The organism is Prochlorococcus marinus str. MIT 9201 (genome assembly GCF_000759955.1).
Classification (GTDB): domain Bacteria; phylum Cyanobacteriota; class Cyanobacteriia; order PCC-6307; family Cyanobiaceae; genus Prochlorococcus_A; species Prochlorococcus_A marinus_G.
On record NZ_JNAL01000018.1, the window covers coordinates 97,514 to 117,457 of the forward strand.

The 19,944-nt window shown below is 33.3% G+C and carries 19 protein-coding genes; 14 read left to right on the forward strand and 5 right to left on the reverse strand.

All coding sequences use genetic code 11. The features are described from left to right. Positions 1–38 precede the first annotated feature (38 nt). The 3 genes from EU95_RS01060 to hemB form a co-directional block, all read right to left on the reverse strand. Positions 39–2,450 carry an endonuclease MutS2 gene (locus EU95_RS01060; protein ID WP_032522859.1) on the reverse strand — a complete coding sequence of 804 codons (2,412 nt, stop codon included), beginning with the start codon at positions 2,448–2,450 and terminating at the stop codon, positions 39–41. A gap of 12 nt (positions 2,451–2,462) precedes the next feature. After that, positions 2,463–2,849 (reverse strand): VOC family protein, encoded by a 387-nt coding sequence (locus EU95_RS0109185; RefSeq protein ID WP_032522860.1) that lies wholly within the window; start codon positions 2,847–2,849, stop codon positions 2,463–2,465. Between the two features lie 62 nt (positions 2,850–2,911). Beyond that, positions 2,912–3,913: a porphobilinogen synthase gene (hemB, locus tag EU95_RS01055; RefSeq protein ID WP_032522861.1), complete on the reverse strand. Its 1,002-nt coding sequence runs from the start codon at positions 3,911–3,913 to the stop codon at positions 2,912–2,914. Positions 3,914–4,136: 223 nt separating this feature from the next. On the opposite strand from hemB, the gene EU95_RS01050 reads away from it, so the two are divergent. Genes EU95_RS01050 through EU95_RS01040 form a run of 3 tightly spaced genes read left to right on the forward strand, consistent with a single transcriptional unit; the run spans position 4,137 to position 7,078 of the window. Further along, positions 4,137–5,789, forward strand: a complete 1,653-nt coding sequence (locus EU95_RS01050) for a SulP family inorganic anion transporter (protein WP_032522862.1) — start codon at positions 4,137–4,139, stop codon at positions 5,787–5,789. Between the two features lie 6 nt (positions 5,790–5,795). After that, positions 5,796–6,794, forward strand: coding sequence for a sodium-dependent bicarbonate transport family permease (locus EU95_RS01045; RefSeq protein ID WP_032522863.1), 999 nt, complete (start codon positions 5,796–5,798; stop codon positions 6,792–6,794). Between the two features lie 2 nt (positions 6,795–6,796). Beyond that, positions 6,797–7,078: a P-II family nitrogen regulator gene (locus EU95_RS01040; protein ID WP_032522864.1), complete on the forward strand. Its 282-nt coding sequence runs from the start codon at positions 6,797–6,799 to the stop codon at positions 7,076–7,078. A gap of 22 nt (positions 7,079–7,100) precedes the next feature. Here EU95_RS01040 and EU95_RS01035 read toward each other — a convergent pair whose 3' ends face one another. After that, on the reverse strand, positions 7,101–8,057 hold the full coding sequence (locus EU95_RS01035) for an NAD(P)/FAD-dependent oxidoreductase (protein ID WP_032522865.1): 957 nt from the start codon (positions 8,055–8,057) through the stop codon (positions 7,101–7,103). A 255-nt stretch (positions 8,058–8,312) separates the two neighbouring features. Between EU95_RS01035 and EU95_RS01030 the strand changes: the two genes are divergently transcribed. Both EU95_RS01030 and EU95_RS01025 read left to right on the forward strand, forming a co-directional pair. Then, positions 8,313–8,621, forward strand: coding sequence for a hypothetical protein (locus tag EU95_RS01030; RefSeq protein WP_032522866.1), 309 nt, complete (start codon positions 8,313–8,315; stop codon positions 8,619–8,621). 5 nt (positions 8,622–8,626) lie between these two features. Continuing rightward, complete coding sequence (locus EU95_RS01025; protein WP_032522867.1) at positions 8,627–10,294, forward strand: ABC1 kinase family protein; 1,668 nt, start codon at positions 8,627–8,629, stop codon at positions 10,292–10,294. A 4-nt stretch (positions 10,295–10,298) separates the two neighbouring features. Here the strand turns inward: EU95_RS01025 and eno are convergent, their stop codons facing one another. Then, complete coding sequence (eno, locus tag EU95_RS01020; protein WP_032522868.1) at positions 10,299–11,591, reverse strand: phosphopyruvate hydratase; 1,293 nt, start codon at positions 11,589–11,591, stop codon at positions 10,299–10,301. A gap of 261 nt (positions 11,592–11,852) precedes the next feature. Here eno and EU95_RS01015 point away from each other — a divergent pair, with 261 nt between their 5' ends. From EU95_RS01015 to EU95_RS00975, 9 genes are all read left to right on the forward strand, one after another. Next, the gene (locus EU95_RS01015; RefSeq protein ID WP_032522869.1) at positions 11,853–14,609 is read left to right on the forward strand and encodes an ATP-dependent Clp protease ATP-binding subunit; all 2,757 of its coding nucleotides are present in this window, start codon (positions 11,853–11,855) and stop codon (positions 14,607–14,609) included. Positions 14,610–14,669: 60 nt separating this feature from the next. After that, positions 14,670–14,912: a preprotein translocase subunit SecE gene (gene secE / locus EU95_RS01010; protein WP_032522870.1), complete on the forward strand. Its 243-nt coding sequence runs from the start codon at positions 14,670–14,672 to the stop codon at positions 14,910–14,912. A gap of 53 nt (positions 14,913–14,965) precedes the next feature. Next, positions 14,966–15,577 (forward strand): transcription termination/antitermination protein NusG, encoded by a 612-nt coding sequence (gene nusG, locus EU95_RS01005; protein ID WP_011817697.1) that lies wholly within the window; start codon positions 14,966–14,968, stop codon positions 15,575–15,577. Positions 15,578–15,644: 67 nt separating this feature from the next. Then, on the forward strand, positions 15,645–16,070 hold the full coding sequence (gene rplK / locus EU95_RS01000) for a 50S ribosomal protein L11 (protein ID WP_032522871.1): 426 nt from the start codon (positions 15,645–15,647) through the stop codon (positions 16,068–16,070). 66 nt (positions 16,071–16,136) lie between these two features. After that, positions 16,137–16,844, forward strand: coding sequence for a 50S ribosomal protein L1 (rplA, locus tag EU95_RS00995; protein WP_032522872.1), 708 nt, complete (start codon positions 16,137–16,139; stop codon positions 16,842–16,844). A 190-nt stretch (positions 16,845–17,034) separates the two neighbouring features. After that, positions 17,035–17,562: a 50S ribosomal protein L10 gene (rplJ, locus tag EU95_RS00990; protein WP_032522873.1), complete on the forward strand. Its 528-nt coding sequence runs from the start codon at positions 17,035–17,037 to the stop codon at positions 17,560–17,562. A gap of 28 nt (positions 17,563–17,590) precedes the next feature. After that, the gene (rplL, locus tag EU95_RS00985; RefSeq protein ID WP_032522874.1) at positions 17,591–17,986 is read left to right on the forward strand and encodes a 50S ribosomal protein L7/L12; all 396 of its coding nucleotides are present in this window, start codon (positions 17,591–17,593) and stop codon (positions 17,984–17,986) included. 47 nt (positions 17,987–18,033) lie between these two features. After that, positions 18,034–18,762 (forward strand): ribonuclease H family protein, encoded by a 729-nt coding sequence (locus tag EU95_RS00980; protein WP_032522875.1) that lies wholly within the window; start codon positions 18,034–18,036, stop codon positions 18,760–18,762. Beyond that, positions 18,759–19,928 (forward strand): quinone-dependent dihydroorotate dehydrogenase, encoded by a 1,170-nt coding sequence (locus tag EU95_RS00975; protein WP_032522876.1) that lies wholly within the window; start codon positions 18,759–18,761, stop codon positions 19,926–19,928. Before EU95_RS00980 ends, EU95_RS00975 begins: the two co-directional genes overlap by 4 nt. The last annotated feature ends 16 nt before the right edge of the window (positions 19,929–19,944 follow it).

Sequence of the window (19,944 nt, forward strand, 5' to 3'; positions counted from 1 at the left end):
ATACGTTTATTAAAATTATTTTCTAGGTATTTTAAATTTTATTTTATCCACGCAATACTGCAACCAGGGCCTCCCTCATTGTTGGCTGCATCTTCAATCTTATCAACATAATTTAAGCCTGATAACCAATTTCTTAGTCCTTTCTTTAATTTTCCTGTGCCAATTCCATGAACAATCCATAACGGTCCATGAAATTTTCTAATTTTCTCCTCAATAATTATTTCGGCTTCATGAACTCTTAACCCTCTTACGTCAATTGTATTTTTACTCGTTCTAATTTTAGAAAAAGAAAAATCTTCTCTTTTAGCCTTGATCTCAATTTTTGACCTTTTGAAATTAGGCTTTTCTCCATTAATACCTTCAAAGTCATTTACAGATAATATGCTTCTAAATGAACCACATTTAATTTCATAAAAACCACCTTTTTCATCTAAATTTACAATTTGTCCCGTACTATTTAGACTTTTAATCTTTACTAAATCGCCTACCTGAGGGTTCCATGATATTGACTTTTCAGATTTTTTCTGGGTTAAATGTTCCGTCTCAATTTCCTTTAATCTTTTTCCAATAATTCTCGTATCTTCTCCATTAACATTTTTATCTCTTAATTTTTTAATCAAATCTATCACCTCTTTTTTAGCGGATACAATATGTTTTGATAATTTAGACCTTTCAATTTCCTGGATTTTTTGAGCATTTATTTTTTGATATTCATAATTTCTTTTCAGTTCATCATGCAATATTTCAGTCCTTGCAATCAATTCTGCAGCAGCTTCTGCAGAATTTTGTTGTTTAATCCTCTCTTCCTCGAGTCCTTTAATAATAGAGTTTATATTGTCAACTTCTTTTGGCTTTAGATAATTTGCTGCTTCATTGAGTATGCTTTCATCGAGACCTATTCTCTTTGAAATCGACAAAGCATTACTTCTCCCAGGAATACCCCAGTTGAGTATATATTTTGGCTTCAAAGATTCCTCATCAAAGGCAACTGATACGTTTTCAAATCTGGAGTCATTATATTTTAAAGCCTTAATATCTCCATAATGTGTAGTTGCCAAAGTGATATCAGATTTATTTGCAAATTCTTTTAATAAAGCCATCGCAAGAGCACTTCCTTCAAGAGGATCTGTGCCAGATCCAATCTCATCTAACAAAACTACTGATAATCCTTTCTTGTAATCAAGTAAATCTAATATCTCTTTTATGCGGGATATGTGCCCACTGAAGGTAGATAAATTTTCTTCTAATGATTGATTATCTCCTATATCCACATATATATTTGGACAAAAAGGGATAATAGGATTATTAGTTGAAGGTATCAATAATCCTGCTCTAGCCATAAGCAAAGACAAGCCCAAACCCTTTAAAGCTGCTGTTTTGCCTCCAGTATTTGGACCTGTAATAGCTACAACCTTAATATTTCTATTTATATAAAAATCGACAGCTACTGGTGGAGGGGCTCCTTTTTTCTTATGTTCCCAAATCAATAATGGATGAGAAAAACCAATTAAAGAAATAATAGGATTTTTCTCAAATTTAGGAGTTTTACCTCCAATCCATTTCGAATATCTTGAACGAGTTAGGGCATTTTCTAATCTTAATAAAATGGATGCCATTTCAATAAGATTTTTTGAATTATCACTAACAACCTGAGACCATTTCTTAAGTAATTTAAATTCTTCTGCTGTGATCCTAGCCTCTAAAGAAGCAATCTTATTACCTTTAGTTACTACACTTTCAGGCTCAAAATATACTGTATTTCCTGAAGATGAAGAGTCATGAATTATTCCTTTAAATTTATCTACATAATTAACTTTCACTGCCAAAACAGGCCTTCCATATCGATCTCCAATAGTAGTATCTTGCAAATAAGCTAAATTCTTTTGAATAAATTTCTCAACTAATATTTTTCTTTCAAGTTTCTTAGATAAAAATTCTTTTCTAAGAATAGATAGTTCATTACTAGCATTGTCTGAAATCCTTCCATTTGATTCAATGCCTTTTTTAAAAATGGTTTCGATATTCTGATGGTCAATTAAATTTTTTGTGAATGATGAAATATAAGGCCTTTGTTCAAAATCTAATAAGATTTTTTTTAAATTTCTTGCTGCAGCAATTGTTTTCGCTATTTCTAACAATTCAGAAGATGAAATTACACCTCCCTTCGAACAAATTTCGATATTTCTACTAATATCAAAAACACCAGAAAAACTAATTGATTTATCTAAATTTTTTTCTAGCTCATTAATTTCAACAGTTTCATGTAATAGTCTTTTAGAGGCTTCGTATTTTGAAGGTATAGCAAAACTTAAAATTGATCGTTTACCCATTTCCGTTGAGGCGAATGAAGATAAATGCGTTTTTAATGAATCCCACTCTAAAAGGTTTATAGATTCTTCTTCTAAGGTTTTATCTGAATATGATTTTTTAGAATAACTTTTCTCTTGCATACAAAAAAAGAATCAAACATTCGATTGAATCCCTTCGGGAGGAACATAAAGCATCTCAAGCCAGTTTCCTTCAGTATCCTTCATATAAAAAGATGCTGTTCCATCTCTGTGCTCATGTAAAGGACCAACTTTTACACCAGAATTTTTTAAATCATTTTGAATATTTTCTACTTCTTTTTTATTTTCAAAATGAAAAGCAAAGTGAGGTCCCGCAGCTTTGTAGCTAGGTCCTAACAACGCAAGTCCATCTTTCCCTTTACCTGCCTCTAAATAAGACCAATCTTTATCATCCCAAATCAAATTCATACCCAGCTTAATATAAAAAGATTTCGCCCTTTCGAGATTCTCTACTCTAAGTGCAATGTGACCAATCCTATTTACTCCTTGTGAAAACTTCAAAACAAAGCAATTAATTTATTACTCATCTAAGAATAAACCAAATTTTTGTTAATAATGAGTTTTTAAGTATCCTGCAACCATTGAGATGCATCACAAGCATGATAAGTGAGTATTAATTTTGCTCCTGCTCTTTTAAAACTAAGCAATGTCTCTAAAACAATATCTTTTTCGTTAATCCAATTCTTCATTGCAGCAGATTTTACCATGGAATACTCCCCACTAACGTTGTATGCAGCTATTGGCTTATTTGAAAATGTGCTTAGTCTATAAACAATATCCAAATATGAAATTCCTGGTTTTACCATCAAAATATCAGCTCCTTCATACTGATCCAATGCAGATTCAATTAAAGCCTCTTTTGAATTGGCAGGATCCATTTGATATGTAGACTTATTGTCTGGGATTATTTTTTTACTATTTTCTCTAGGAGCCGAATCTAAAGCAGTTCTGAATGGGCCATAATAAGCAGATGAATATTTTGCTGTGTAACTAATAATACCTACATCACTAAATCCTTGACCATCAAGAACAGTTCTAATTGCTCCAACTCTCCCATCCATCATGTCACTAGGGCCAATAAAATCTGCTCCAGCTCTCGCTTGTGTTAAAGCTTGTTTTTTTAAAATTTCGATTGTTTCATCGTTCAATATTTTTCCAGTTTCATCAACTAATCCATCATGACCATCACAAGAGTATGGGTCCAAGGCAACATCTGTCATTATTGCCATTTCTGGAATCTCTTTTTTTAATATTCGAATAGCTTTAGGTATTAAACCGTCTTCATTAAAACATTCTGCTCCATCTTCAGACTTTAAGCTATCGTTAATTTTTGGGAAAAGAACCACACACCTTATTCCCAATTTCCATGCCCTGGTAACCTCCTTTATCAAGCCATTTATATCCCATCTATAAGTTCCGGGCATTGCTGAAATTTCCTCTTTAAAATCCTTTTCATGGATAAACAAAGGATATATAAAGTCAGATGCAATTAGGTGGTTTTCTCTAACCATTTCTCTAATTGCCTCAGTTCTTCTTAATCTTCTAGGACGAATAATCGAATTCATTTGAATATTATTTAAGTTTAAAATATTTATCTAATAGATTAATCGCTTGCCTCGCACATAAATTAATCAGAGACTACTTTTGTTCAGGAAAATTAACTAAAATTTATCTTAATTAAGAGAAAAAAAGTTACAAAAATATTTTGCACAAACTTCATTTTTCACAAATTTACGTCATTAAGAGATAATATCTTCTAGTTAAGTATTAATTTTAAGGAGAGCATTTTTGAAAATAATTAATGGATTTCACCTGAAAAATGTAAGAGGCGATATTCTTGGAGGCATCACAGCCGCAGTGGTGGCGTTACCTCTCGCTCTTGCTTTTGGTAATGCTGCGTTAGGACCTGGCGGAGCAATTTATGGCCTGTATGGAGCAGTAGTAGTAGGTTTTTTAGCAGCATTATTCGGTGGAACACCTGCTCAAGTTAGTGGACCTACTGGTCCCATGAGTGTAACTGTTGCAGGTGTAGTAGCAGGCTTAGCAGCAGTGGGGGTTCCAAGAGATCTTTCTGCAGGACAAATTTTACCTTTAGTTATGGCAGCGGTAGTCATTGGTGGCTTACTGCAAATATTATTTGGGATTTTAAAATTAGGTAAATACATTACTTTAGTTCCTTATTCTGTCGTTTCAGGATTTATGTCTGGTATTGGCGTAATAATCATTGCTCTTCAGATTGGACCATTACTTGGAATTAGCACTCGTGGTGGAGTAGTCGAATCTTTAACTACTGTATTTTCAAATTTCCAGCCCAATGGAGCTGCTATTGGAGTAGCAATAATGACACTAGGTATAGTATTTCTCACTCCTAGAAAAATAAGTCAATGGGTTCCTTCTCCTCTCTTGGCCCTATTGATAGTTACCCCAATATCAATATTAATTTTTGGAGATGGAGCTATTGATAGAATTGGAGAAATTCCAAAGGGAGTTCCATCTTTAAATTTCCCAAGCTTTAATCAATATTTCCCAATTATTTTCAAAGCAGGATTAGTCCTAGCAGTACTTGGCGCAATTGACTCATTACTGACATCTCTAGTAGCAGACAATATCTCTCAAACAAAACATAATTCTGATAGAGAACTTATTGGTCAAGGAATAGGAAATGCTGTTGCAGGGCTGTTTTCAGGTTTACCTGGAGCAGGAGCAACCATGAGAACAGTTATAAATGTCAAATCTGGAGGATCAACGCCCATTTCTGGTATGGTTCACTCGGTTGTGTTGTTAATAGTTTTAGTTGGTGCAGGACCTTTAGCTGAGCAAATACCAACTGCATTGCTAGCAGGAATTCTCATAAAAGTTGGCCTAGATATTATTGATTGGGGATTCTTAAGGAGGGCTCACAAATTATCTTTAAAAACTTCAGTAGTAATGTATGGCGTACTTTTAATGACTGTTTTTTGGGATTTAATTTGGGCAGTTTTAGTTGGTGTATTCATAGCAAATATGCTCACTATTGATTCAATAACCGAAACTCAACTAGAAGGTATGGATGAAGATAATCCTTTATCAGAAGATGATCAAGCTAAAAATTCATTACCTGCTGATGAAAAAGCACTACTAGATAGATGTTCAGGAGAAGTAATGTTATTTAGACTTAAAGGACCACTTAGCTTTGGAGCAGCTAAAGGTATATCTGAAAGAATGATGCTAGTAAGAAACTACAAGGTTTTGATATTAGATATCACTGACGTGCCAAGACTTGGTGTAACCGCAACTCTCGCAATTGAGGATATGATGCAAGAAGCAAAAAATAATTCCAGAAAAGCATTTGTTGCTGGGGCAAATGAAAAAGTAAAAGATAGATTAGCTAAGTTTGGAGTTGAAGGCATCATTGAGACAAGAAAAGAAGCTTTAGAAACCGCTCTAAATGAAATAGCATAATAATTGATGGAAATAAATCCAATTCTGCAAAATGTATTAGCCCCGCCAGTTCTTTTCTTTTTGATTGGAACAATATCAGTACTCTTTAAATCTGATTTAGAAATACCAGCTCCCTTACCTAAACTCTTCTCCTTATATCTTCTCCTTGCTATTGGTTTTAAAGGAGGTATAGAGATACAGAAAAGTGGGTTTACTGATCAGGTATTGCCGACTTTAAGTGCTGCAATTCTGATGTCTCTTGTAATCCCGCTGATTGGATTCTTAATTTTAAGATTAAAATTTGATGTCTTTAATTCAGCAGCAATAGCAGCAGCATACGGCTCAATAAGTGCTGTTACATTTATTTCTGCAGAAAGTTTTTTAGAAAGTCAAAAAATAGCTTTTGATGGGTTTATGGTTGGCGCCTTAGCTTTAATGGAATCTCCTGCAATCATTGTTGGATTATTACTTGTGAAATTTGCAGCTCCAAAAAATAGACCAAAATCAAGAAAAATGCACCTAAGCGCAATACTACATGAATCTCTTTTGAATGGATCAGTTTATTTATTACTTTCAAGCTTAATTGTGGGATTTCTTACTGCTTCCAGTAATCCCTCAGGAATTGCAAAAATGGAGCCTTTTACTGGACAATTATTCTATGGAGCAGAATGCTTCTTCTTATTAGATATGGGAATAGTTGCCGCTCAAAGATTGCCGAGACTGAAAAATGCGGGTTCGTTCTTGATTGGCTTTGCTATTTTTATGCCTTTATTTAATGCATTTATTGGTGTTTTCATTGCAAGATTTTTATCTTTAGAGCCTGGCAACGCCCTTTTATTTGTGGTTTTATGTGCAAGCGCCTCTTATTTAGCAGTTCCTGCAGCCATGAGGATGACAGTTCCAGAGGCTAAGTCTAGTTATTATATTTCAACTACACTTGGTCTAACTTTCCCATTCAATATAGTTCTCGGCATTCCAATATATATGAGTTTGGTAAATACCATTATCCCACTTTCCCCTTTATAAAAATGAAAAGATTAGACTTGATATTTAGTGAAAGAGAACTTGATGCAATTATTAAAACATTAGAAAAAGCTAATGTTCCTGGATATACAGTTATGAAACATGCCACTGGCAGAGGGCCTGAAAGAGTTGTTACTGAAGATATGGAATTTACTGGATATGGATCAAATGCTCATGTAATTGTTTTTTGTGAACAAGAATTAATAGATAAAATGAGAGATAACATTAGGGACGATTTAAGCTACTACGGAGGAGTCGCTTATATTTCTGAGGCAACCCCCCTTTAAAGTAAAGAAAAAATATTTATTCTCAAGAATGAATCCAATCAACTCTTATATTTTTTCTACTATTCAAATATCTATCAATTGACATCGCGGCAATACATCCATCAGAAGCTGCGACGACTGCTTGCTTAAATGGCGTATTTCTTATATCTCCAATAGCCCATACTCCATCAGAGTTTGTAGACATAAAATCATCAACAATGACTCCTCCGTCTTCTTTTAAAGCAATTTGATCCCCTAAAAAATCAGTAATCGGCTTTGAACCACTCATATAAACAAAAACTCCATCTAAATTTAAATTGATAGGATTTTCTTCTTGCTTATTTTTTACAACAACCCCATTAACGCCCATATCATCACCCAATATTTCCAATAATCTTGTTCTACTCCAATGTTTTATATTTGAATTATCCATCAATTCCATAGCTTCTTCATTATCTGATTTAGGATCACTTGATGTAATCCAATGCACAGTTGAAGCAAATTTAGTGAGAACAGTTGCCTCTTCAATTGCCTCCTTGTTCACTCCAACAACGGCAACTTCTCTGTTTTTATAAAAAGCTCCATCACATGTAGCACAATAACTTACTCCTTTGCCAAGAAAATCCGCTTCACCCTTAAATGATGCAGGCCTACCCATAGCTCCACTTGCAAGAACAAGTGCTTTTGCCTTGAAAGTTCCCTCTGGTGTATAAACCGTTTTCCATTCTCCACTAGCATCTATTCCAAACACTTGAGCTCTTCTATAGTCTGCACCATATTGCACAGCCTGTTCTCTCATTAGAGTAAGTAATTTCTCGCCACTTATATCAACTGGAACTCCTGGATAATTAGCTATTTGATGAGTTATTGCTAAAGCGCCAACAGATGGATTTTTATCTAAAATTACCGTCTTTAAGTTTGAACGAGATGTATAAAGTGCGCAAGTACATCCTGCCGGACCACCTCCGATGATAACTACATCTGACTCAATGATTTCCAATTTAATAAAACTCCTTTTTAGTAGTTAATTATGATGAGTTTTTGGTTAGAAGATATCTTTAATTTTAATACCTAACCTGTATATAGATATAAGTTAAAAGAAAAAAAAGAAAAAAGCATAATATAGAAACAAACTTACATAGGAAAAACAAAAAAAATTCATTATCAAAATGATCAGTTAGGTGAAATGTTCTGTATTGATCTATTATTGATTCATGTCGAGTAAATTATTTGCCATAGAAACATTATATTTTTCATGACCAACTCTGACTACCTTTTAAAAGCTGCCATTAAGAAAGTAACCGAAAAATTAAACGATATATTGGTTGAAAAAATTGAAGAAGCAACAAATATTGCTCAGGATACTCCAGACATTCTCAAAAAAGAATTTAATAGTTTAAAAGAATCAATAATCGAAGAAGCCTTAAGAATGGAGAAAGCCGAAAATATTCAAGAAAATGAGTCAACAAATACTTATCAAGATTCCAAAATAAAAAAAGCTTTAAATGAAATTGAAAGTATCAATAAGCAAATTGATCTCTTTAATTCAACTATAAATAATTAAATTAAATGAGTTATCACATTCTTCATTATCGTTTAAAAAAATTGAGAAGGGCCTTTCTTATTTGGATAACTCTGATTACGCTTCTACTAAATTTGTGGATAGATAATATTAGATTTACAATTTTCCAAACTAAGAGTAATGAAAAAATTAGGGCCCAAAATAAAAGAGCTAGGTGGTTTACTAATCAATTAATAAAGCTAGGTTCAGCATTTATTAAAATTGGACAATTGTTATCAGCGAGACCTGATTTAATTCCTAATACCTGGATACAGGAATTGTCTAAATTACAGGATCAAGTTCCTAATTTTTCATTTGCGCAAGTTGAAGAAACTATCAAAGAAGAACTAGGATCGAGTTTCAATGAAATAGATCAAATAATACGCAATCCGGTTGGATCAGCATCACTAGCTCAGGTTCATAGGGCGACTTTAAAAGATGGAAAGAAAGTAGTATTTAAAGTTCAAAGACCAAATTTAAAAGAATTGTTTATTATCGATTTGGGCATAATGCAGCAAATAGCAGGATTATTGCAGAAAAATAAGAATTGGAGTCGAGGTAGAAACTGGGTTGAGATTGCTAAAGAGTGTAGGAAAGTTCTCATGAAGGAGCTTGATTTTAATTGTGAAGCACAATATGCAGCAAGATTTAGGCAGCAATTTATTGATGATGAAAATGTTGAAGTTCCTGAAGTGATTTGGGATATGAGCAGTGAAAAGGTGCTTTGTTTGAGTTATCTTGAAGGAACAAAAATAAGCGATTTAGAAAAATTAAAATCACAAGAAATTGATTTACCTAAAATTGCAGAAATAGGTGCCATCAGCTATTTAAAACAATTAGTAAATTACGGTTTTTTTCATGCAGACCCTCATCCAGGGAATCTAGCAGTTTCAAATGAAGGTAAATTGATTTTTTATGATTTTGGAATGATGGGCAACATTTCAAATAATCTTCAAACAAGACTAGGGGGGATGGTTAAGGCTGCTGCATTAAGAGACGCCTCATCACTTGTTAGTCAATTACAACAAGCTGGGTTAATTTCAAAAGATATTGATATAGGACCAGTCAGAAGATTAGTCAGACTGATGCTTAAAGAAGCCTTAACTCCACCATTTAGTCCAAATATTATTGAAAAGTTATCTGGAGATTTATACGAACTTGTTTATGAAACTCCATTTCAACTTCCCGTAGATTTAATCTTTGTAATGAGAGCTTTATCAACTTTTGAAGGAGTTGGTAGAATGCTTGACCCAGGGTTTAACCTTGTATCAGTGACCAAGCCTTATTTAATAGAACTTATGACTTCAAATAATCAAACTCCCAACGATTTAATTAACCAATTTGGAAGACAAGTAGGTGAACTAGGATCTAAAGCTGTTGGGATTCCCAAAAGAATAGATGAAAGTTTAGAAAGATTAGAGCAGGGCGATTTACAATTGCAAATAAGAATGGGAGAGTCTGATAGGCAATTCAAAAAAATGTTCACTGCTCAAAAAACTTTAGGCCATTCAATCCTTATAGGAAGCTTATCAATTGCCTCTGCTTTACTCGCAACGAATAAACAAAATAATTTTGCATTGTTGCCGCTTATTTTTGCACTACCAATAAGTATTGATTGGATAAAATGCCAATTAAGTATGAGAAAAGGCTCACGTTTAGAAAAACTTAAGCGATAAAAAACTATGTATTTTGGGGACCTAAACCTAAAGCTCCAGCGAATCTTGCTTGACTCCCCAATTCCTCCTCAATTTTTAAAAGCCTATTATACTTTGCAATCCTTTCACTTCTACTCAAAGAGCCGGTCTTGATCTGACCAGATCTTGTAGCGACAGATAAATCAGCAATTGTTGTATCCTCAGTCTCACCACTTCTATGACTAATAACACTTGTGAAACCAGAAATTTTAGCTAACTCAATAGCTTCCAAAGTTTCAGTTAATGTTCCAATTTGATTTACCTTTATTAGGATTGAATTGGCAGATTTTTCCATAATCCCTTTCCTTAACCTTTCTGTATTAGTAACGAATAAATCATCACCAACAAGCTGAACTTTATTTCCTAATTCTTTGTTTAATTCTGACCAACCCTCCCAATCATCCTCTGCTAAACCGTCTTCTATTGAAACTATTGGATAATTAGAAACTAATCTTGAAAGATATGAAATCATTTCAGAACTATTTAAACTGTTCCCTTCATATTTATAAATACCATCACTATAAAATTCAGTACTAGCAGCATCTAAAGCTAAAGATACCTGCTCACCAGGCTGAAATCCGGCTTTTTGAATTGCTTCTAATAATAAGTCCCCTGCCTCTTCACTGGATGACAAATTAGGGGCAAATCCACCCTCATCTCCTACTGCAGTAGATAAACCTTTTTTATCAAGTAATGATTTTAATGAGTGAAAAATTTCAGTACCCATTCTTAATGATTCACTGAAATTATTAACTCCATGTGGGACAAGCATAAATTCCTGAAAATCAAGACTATTTGGTGCATGAGCACCACCATTAATTACATTCATCAATGGGACTGGAAGAAGATTGGATAATGGATCTCCAAGATATCTATATAGGGGAATGTCTAAAGCATTTGCTGATGCTCTGGCAGTTGCAAGACTTACTGCAAGGATGGAATTTGCTCCAAGGTTAGACTTATTAGGAGTACCGTCAATTTCAATCATTACGTTATCTATTGCAGTTTGATCTAAAGCTGACAAACCACATAAAGCCGGGGATATTGTTTCATGAATTTTATTAACAGCATTTAAAACACCTTTCCCCATATATTTTGAACCACCATCTCTTAATTCATGTGCCTCATGAGCACCAGTGCTGGCTCCGCTGGGCACAATTGCTCTACCAGTTGCCCCACATTCCAAAAATACTTCTGCCTCTACAGTCGGATTACCTCTTGAATCAAGAACTTGCCTTGCTTCAATAGTATCAATAAGAAAATCAATAGTTTCTTTCACAATTTAATTATTACTATTTAAATCCTATTAATAGCTGAACTATTTGGCTAATATCTGAAATATATATGTTAACCAAATATAATTTTTTAATTTAGGACAACTTAGATAAGAATTCAAAGTTTTTTTAATTCCAAAGTGCACATAACCCCTTTAATAACATATTTTTAAATTTCATCTTACAATTTAAAAATTATTGGATGATTATTAGTGCAAATCCTATTTAGAATATTAATTAATAATCAACTATATTTTTTATAGTTTATGAGAGAAACTCTTACATCCAAGCCTGAACTTTTTAGCGATATAAGTTGGAATCTTCTTCTATTAGGGGAAGAAACCGCAAAAAAATGGGATCATAGCGAATTTAATATTGAACATATAATTCATACATTGTTCTCATCAAGTGAATTCTTTGCTTTTATTGAAAAATTATCTATCGACCAAGATACAGTTTTAGATATAACAGAGGATTTTTTAGAGGAGACACCGACAAATGAGTCAGATATTTTTACTATCGGAGAAGATTTAGAAATTTTACTAGATAATGCAAATCAGATTAAAATTCAATGGGGATCAAGATTAATAGAAATTCCGCATTTACTAATTGCTCTTGGAAGAGATTTAAGAATTGGTAATTATGTTTTTGAAGAAGGCAATCTCTCAATGGAAAAATTAGAGGAGGAATTAAAGTTTTTCCCAAATATTAATCAAACAAAAGATTCTTCTCATTATAAGAACGTAATTGAGATAAATAATCAATCTAATTTTGAACCAAACAAAGAGACATTAGGTAAAGAGGAAAAATTTGAAAAAGCTATTGTTCCATTACCTAAAAGTGAACTTCAAATTGAAACCAAAAAACAAGTCAGAAAAGATGAGAATGCTCTTTTAATTTATGGGAAAGATTTAACAGAATCAGCTAAAAAAGGCTTACTAGATCCCGTAATAGGTAGAGAAAATGAGATCAATAATTTAATGAGGGTACTCTGTAGAAGAAACAAAAATAATCCCATACTTATTGGCAATCCTGGAGTTGGTAAAACCTCTATTGCAAAATTACTTGCACAATTAATTGTTAACAAAAAAGTTCCTGATTCTTTAAAAGACTTTAAAATTATTTCACTTGACTTAGGTGCATTAGTTTCTGGGACAAAATTTAGAGGCCAACTAGAAGAAAGACTAAGCTTGATACTGCAGGAACTAAACGATCCAAGCCAAGGAATGATTTTATTTGTTGATGAAATTCACTCAATATTAAGTTCTGACAGATCTTCTACCGACATAAGTAATATATTAAAGCCTTTACTAGCTGAAGGAGAACTTAGATGTATCGGCACAACAACACCCGAGAAATTTCGTGAAACTATTGAAAAAGATCAGGCATTGAATAATTGTTTTCAAAAGATAGCTGTTAATGAACCTTCAGTAGAATTAAGCGCAAAAATACTGCAAGGCATCAAAAAGAAATATGAATCACATCATGGCATAAGAATTTCTGAAGAGGCTGTCAATTATTCTGCAAAATTAGCCGATAGATACATCAGTGATAAATGTCTTCCTGATAAAGCAATAGATTTAATTGATGAAGCAGCTGCACAGTTAAAAATTGAGTCTAATAATAAGCCTCAAATAATCCTCCAACAAGAAAAAAAGCTTCAAACTATTGATGAAAAACTGAATAATCTGCAAGGAGAAGATATCGAAGCTCAAGAAAAACTATTAAATATGAGACTAGAATCAGAGTCAAAATTGAACATTCTGCTAGACAATTGGAATAATTTGCGCGAAGAAATGGAGCAATTATTTATTTTAATGAAAGAAGAAGATAAGCTAACCAAACAAATTAAAAATAAATCTAATTCAGGGATTGCAAATGATATAGATTTTTTAGAAAAACTTGAAGAGGAGTTAATTGAAATAAAGGATGAAATACAAAAAGTTGAAGAGAACTTTAAAAAAATAAAGAAAAATAGAAATTTTACTTTTAAGTATCAAGTTGAGCCTGATGATATTGCTGATGTCATCTCAAAAATTACAGGCATTCCAATTTCTAAAGTAGTTTCAAATGAACGCAAGAAATTAGTCAATCTAGAAGCAGAATTAAGTGAAAAAGTTATTGGGCAAGAAAAAGCTATAGAAGCTGTTTCTGCTGCAATAAGAAGAGCTCGCGTTGGCATGAAAAGTCCTAAAAGACCTATTGGATCGTTTTTATTTATGGGTCCAACAGGTGTTGGCAAAACAGAATTAGCAAAATCTCTTGCAACAGCCTTATTTGATGAAGAAGACGCACTTTTAAGATTAGACATGAGTGAATATATGGAGAAAAATGCCGTAGCAAGACTTTTAGGAGCTCCTCCAGGTTATGTTGGTTATGAAGAGGGAGGTCAATTAACTGAAGCCGTAAGACGCAAACCCTATTCAGTAATACTTCTTGATGAGATAGAAAAAGCACATTCAGAAGTGTTTAATATCCTTTTACAAGTCTTAGATGAAGGAAGATTAACTGACTCCCAAGGAAGGACAGTAGATTTCAAAAATACCGTAATTATTATGACAAGTAACCTAGCTGGTAAATCTATACTGGAGTATTCACAAAAGATTTCTAAAAGTGAGGATAAGTTAGAAATACATCAACAAACTCTAGATGATTCCATTAGCAATACATTGTCTTCAATTTTTAGACCTGAATTTTTAAATAGAATTGACGAAGTAGTTAAGTTTGATCCATTATCTATTGATGAACTTCAAAAAATAATCATTTTACAAACAGAAGATTTAAAAAACCTGCTACTTGAACAAAACATAAATATCGCTATAGACAAAAAAGTTATAAATAAAATTGCCAACGATTCTTACGAACCTAAATATGGTGCTAGGCCACTCAGCAGGGAACTTAGAAGACAAATAGAAAATCCCTTGGCTGCAAAACTTTTAGAGGATAATTTTAAAAACAAAAAAAATATCACAATTAAACTTAACCCTGCTAAAAAAGATGATATTATTTTCAAACCTAGCTGAGGAGCAAATCAATAAGCTAAAATAAAAACAAAGCGTAACGCTTAATTCCAAAAAAATTTTGTGACAAGTCCTACTACTAATAAAGAACCTCTTAAAAAGGATTCCCCTGAAGTAAAAGAGCCTAAAAAAAAGAATAATTTTTTTAAATCTACCTACGATGAGCTAAAACTTGTCGTTTGGCCTAACAAACAACAACTTTTTAGTGAATCTGTAGCAGTTATAATTATGGTATCCTTCTCTGCGGCAGCCATAGCATCTGTCAGCAGATTCTATGGATGGGCAGCCTCGCTTATTTTTGGTTGAATTATCCCTGAATATAATTTTAAAAAGATCTTAATTAAGCTTCCAGAAACAAAATGAGTAATGAATTGACTACAAACCTCGCTTCTTCAAAAGCAAATACTAGCATCGCAAGATGGTATGCCGTTCAAGTAGCATCAAGCTGCGAAAAAAAAGTAAAAGCGACTCTTGAGCAGAGATCAGTAACTTTAGGTGTTAATAATCGAATTATTGAAATTGAAATTCCTCAAACTCCTGGAATCAAATTAAAAAAGGATGGAAGTAGACAAACTACTGAAGAAAAAGTTTTCCCAGGTTATGTCCTCGTGAGAATGATTTTAGATGAAGACACAATGATGGCTGTAAAAAGCACTCCAAATGTAATTAATTTTGTTGGTGCTGAAGACGGCAGAGGCAGTGGAAGGTCGCGAGGTCATATCAAACCTCGACCATTATCCAGACAAGAAGTTAATAGGATCTTTAAGCGTGCATCAGAGAAAAAAGCTGTAATCAAATTAGATATTGAAGAAAAAGATAGAATCATAGTTACTAGTGGTCCATTCAAAGATTTCCAAGGAGAAGTTATAGAAGTTTCTGGGGAAAGAAATAAATTAAAAGCATTACTTTCAATATTTGGGCGCGAGACTCCTGTAGAATTAGAATTCTCCCAGATCAATAAACAAAATTAATTTCTAATTGTTCTTGTTTATCGAGTAAAATTATGATTTTCTACTTCAGCTTAAATTCTCTAATCTAATGGCAAAAAAAATTGTTGCAGTTATCAAGCTTGCTCTGCAAGCAGGCAAAGCAAATCCTGCTCCTCCTGTAGGTCCAGCTTTAGGACAGCATGGTGTCAATATCATGGCATTTTGTAAAGAATACAATGCAAGAACACAAGATAAAGCAGGTTTTGTAATTCCAGTTGAAATTTCTGTTTTTGAAGATAGAAGCTTTACTTTTATCACAAAAACACCTCCTGCTTCCGTCTTAATAACAAAAGCAGCCGGTATAGAAAAAGGATCAGGTGAATCTGCAAAAGGTTCTATTGGGAACATTAGTAAAGCTCAATTAGAAGAAATAGCCAAAACTAAGCTTCCTGATCTAAACTGTTCTAGTGTTGAATCAGCAATGAAAGTAATTGAGGGTACTGCTCGTAATATGGGCGTCTCTATTACTGATTGAATTCAAGACAAAATTGCTCACTATTTAGGGGAGGTTAGTTCATAACCGTTTGCACCCAAAATTTCTATGAAAAAACTATCAAAAAGAATGGCGGCTCTATCAACAAAGATAGAGGATCGCATTTACGCACCTCTTGAGGCTCTTAGTATTATCAAAGAAAATGCCAACGCTAAATTTGATGAAACTATTGAAGCGCATATACGTTTAGGTATTGATCCAAAATATACTGATCAACAATTGAGGACCACTGTTACATTACCGCATGGTACTGGCCAAACCATCAAAATCGCAGTAATCACTAGCGGTGAGAATGTTTCGAAAGCTAAGGCTGCTGGTGCAGATTTATTTGGCGAAGAAGATCTTGTAGAAAGCATCAACAAAGGAAATATGGAGTTCGACCTACTCATTGCGACTCCAGATATGATGCCAAAGGTTGCAAAATTAGGACGAGTTTTAGGACCTAGAGGTTTAATGCCTAATCCTAAAGCTGGGACAGTAACTAACGATATTGCTAATGCGATAAAAGAATTCAAAGCTGGCAAGCTCGAATTTAGGGCAGATAAAGCGGGTATCGTTCATGTACGCTTTGGAAAAGCAAGTTTCACAAAAGAGGCTCTATTTGACAACTTAAAAACCTTACAAGAATCAATTGATAAAAATAAACCAACTGGAGCCAAAGGAAAGTATTGGAAAACTTTTTATGTGACTTCAACAATGGGGCCTTCAGTTCGTTTAGACATAAATGCCATACAAGATTACCAACCTGAAGGTTAACCCTTTGTAGTATAATTTTAATTGCAATAATACGGCCAAAGAAAGTAGGTTAATTTAGTTATCCTAAATTTTTAATTCCTACCGAGGACTCGTCTAAAATTATTTCTTTTTGGATCTAATAAAAGCGGCCTCTTTAAAAGAACTTTGCCGCATTTCCTGCTCTCCCTAAATTACGATCCAAAAAAAAACAATGGGCCGAACACTAGAGAATAAGCAACAAATCGTTACTGAGATTAAATCTCTGTTAAACGACTCGGAAATGGCTGTAGTTCTTGACTATAAAGGTTTAACTATCAAAGAGATGTCTGATTTGCGATCTAGATTGCAAACAACTAACGGCATTTGCAAAGTTACTAAAAATTCATTGATGCGTAAAGCCATTGATGGAAATAGTAATTGGAATGATCTTGAATCTTTACTGACCGGAACAAATGCTTTTGTCTTAATCAAAGAAGATGTTGGCGGTGCTGTAAAAGCGATCCAATCTTTTCAAAAAGACACCAAAAAATCCGAAACCAAAGGAGCTTTATTTGAAGGCAGACTTCTTAGCGATTCTGAAATAAAAGAAATTGCAAGTCTTCCATCTAAAGAAGTATTGATGGCAAAAATTGCTGGCGCTATAAATGGCGTTGCAACTAAAATCGCGATCTCTATTAATGAAGTACCTTCTGGACTTGCTAGATCACTGAAACAACATTCTGAAAAATCAGAATCCTAAATTCAAAACCTAATTCACTTTTAAGAAAATGTCCGCAAAAACTGAAGAAATTCTTGAATCATTAAAATCTCTCTCACTTTTAGAAGCATCTGAGCTTGTAAAACAAATTGAGGAGGCTTTTGGAGTATCTGCTGCAGCTTCTGCAGGGGTAGTAATGGCAGCTCCAGGAGCAGCTGCTGGTGATGGAGATGGTGGAGCTGCTGAAGAGAAAACTGAATTTGATGTAGTTCTCGAAAGCTTTGATGCAGCTGCAAAAATCAAAGTCCTTAAAGTTGTAAGAAATGCAACTGGTCTAGGTCTTGGTGATGCGAAAGCACTTGTTGAAGCAGCACCGAAAACTGTAAAAGAAGGAGTAGCTAAAGCAGACGCTGAATCTTTAAAGAAAGAGATTGAAGAAGCTGGCGGTAAAGTTACACTTAAGTAAGAGTACATTTTTTAAAGCCGATAACTTTAATATCGGCTTCAAAAATTATGAATAGTGATAGTATTGCAATTGAAGCTGCATCAGATGGAGCCTGCAGTGGCAATCCAGGTCCAGGCGGTTGGGGAGGTTTAATAATATTTGATGATAATAGTGAATTAGAAATAGGTGGTTCTGAGCAAAATACCACTAATAACAGAATGGAATTGACTGCTGCTATAAAAACTCTTGAAAAATTAAAAACCTATAAATTAAAAGAGAACTTTAAATTGCGAACTGATAGTAAATATGTCATTGATGGGTATACAAAATGGATTATTAATTGGAAGAGAAATGGATGGAAAACAAGCGCGGGAAAATCAGTCCAAAATCTTGATTTATGGCAAAAAATTGATCAATTAAGAATTAATGGCCTAATTATGGAATATGTTAAGGGTCATAGCGGTGATAAACATAATGATCGGGTTGATAAAATCGCTACTAATTACAGCAAAGGTATATCTATAGTAGGTGATTCAAAAGAAGTCGAATCTGCAGTTGACTTTTTTGACCAAAATGCACCTGCTGAAATTCAAGAATTATTTTCAAGAAATCAATTAATACTAAAATTTGCAGAAAAAAAGTACTTATTAAGCTCACTAGAACTAAGTAAATTATTGAGTGAAGAAAACCACTTAAAAATAAAACAATATTTACTTTTTGAATGGCGCAATTGGAGATTTATTCCTAAAGATAAAAAATATTGGATAATAGAAAAAAAGAATCCTGATTTTTTATGAAAGAACAAAAGGGCGTATTTAAAAATCTTTATAAAAACTTAATGACCCCTATTTTAAAAAAAGACTCTGGAATGGATGCAGAATATTTAACTAACTTATCTCTTAGCCTTCTATCATTCAGCTCAAGAAAACACAATTGGCCTGTAGTTTCATCAATTCTAAAAAATATAAATGAAGAATTTTCAATTCTTGATAAAAGATTAAGTCAGAACATATGTGGAATAAATTTCTGTAATCCAGTTGGTTTAGCTGCAGGTTTTGACAAAAATGGAAATGCTGCAAATATATGGAAAAATTTTGGATTTGGATTTGCTGAACTTGGTACAGTAACCAAATTTCCTCAAAATGGTAATCCTAAACCAAGGTTATTTAGATTAGCAAAAGAAGAGGCAGCATTAAATAGAATGGGTTTCAATAACAATGGTGCGGAAAATCTAGTTAAAAACTTTCTTGAACAAGGTATTGATTTTAAAAAAGACAGGAAGGATATTTGTTTAGGAATAAATTTCGGCAAATCTAAAATTACAGATTTATCTCAAGCAAAAGATGATTATTTAACTTCTCTAAAATTGTTAATTCCATATTGTGATTACGCGGCAATAAACGTAAGTTCTCCAAATACTGAAGGTCTCAGAAAGTTGCAAGATCCAATTCTTCTGAAAGAACTTCTCGAAGAAATTAAAAACTTACCTAAATGTCCCCCATTATTTGTAAAAATTGCGCCAGATTTAAGCCTTAAAGATATTGAAGATATTTGTCAATTAATAATCGAGGAAAATATCGATGGAATAATTGCTACTAACACTAGCATTGATAGATTAGGTCTTGACAATAGAAAAATCAAGCAAACTGGACTATTACTATCAGAAGAGAATGGAGGATTAAGTGGAAGGCCCCTACAAAAAAAAGCAAATCAAATATTAAAACATATCCATAATATTGATAAAGATATCATATTAATTGGTGTTGGTGGAATCGATAGTCCTGAATCAGCTTGGGAAAGAATTTGTTCTGGAGCATCATTAATTCAACTTTATACAGGATGGATATATAAGGGTCCACAATTAGTACCGGATATACTTGAAGGAATAATAAAGCAACTCAATAAACATCAATTATCTAATATAAAAGAGGCCATTGGATCAGATTTAAAATGGATTGAATAAAATTAAAGTATGAATA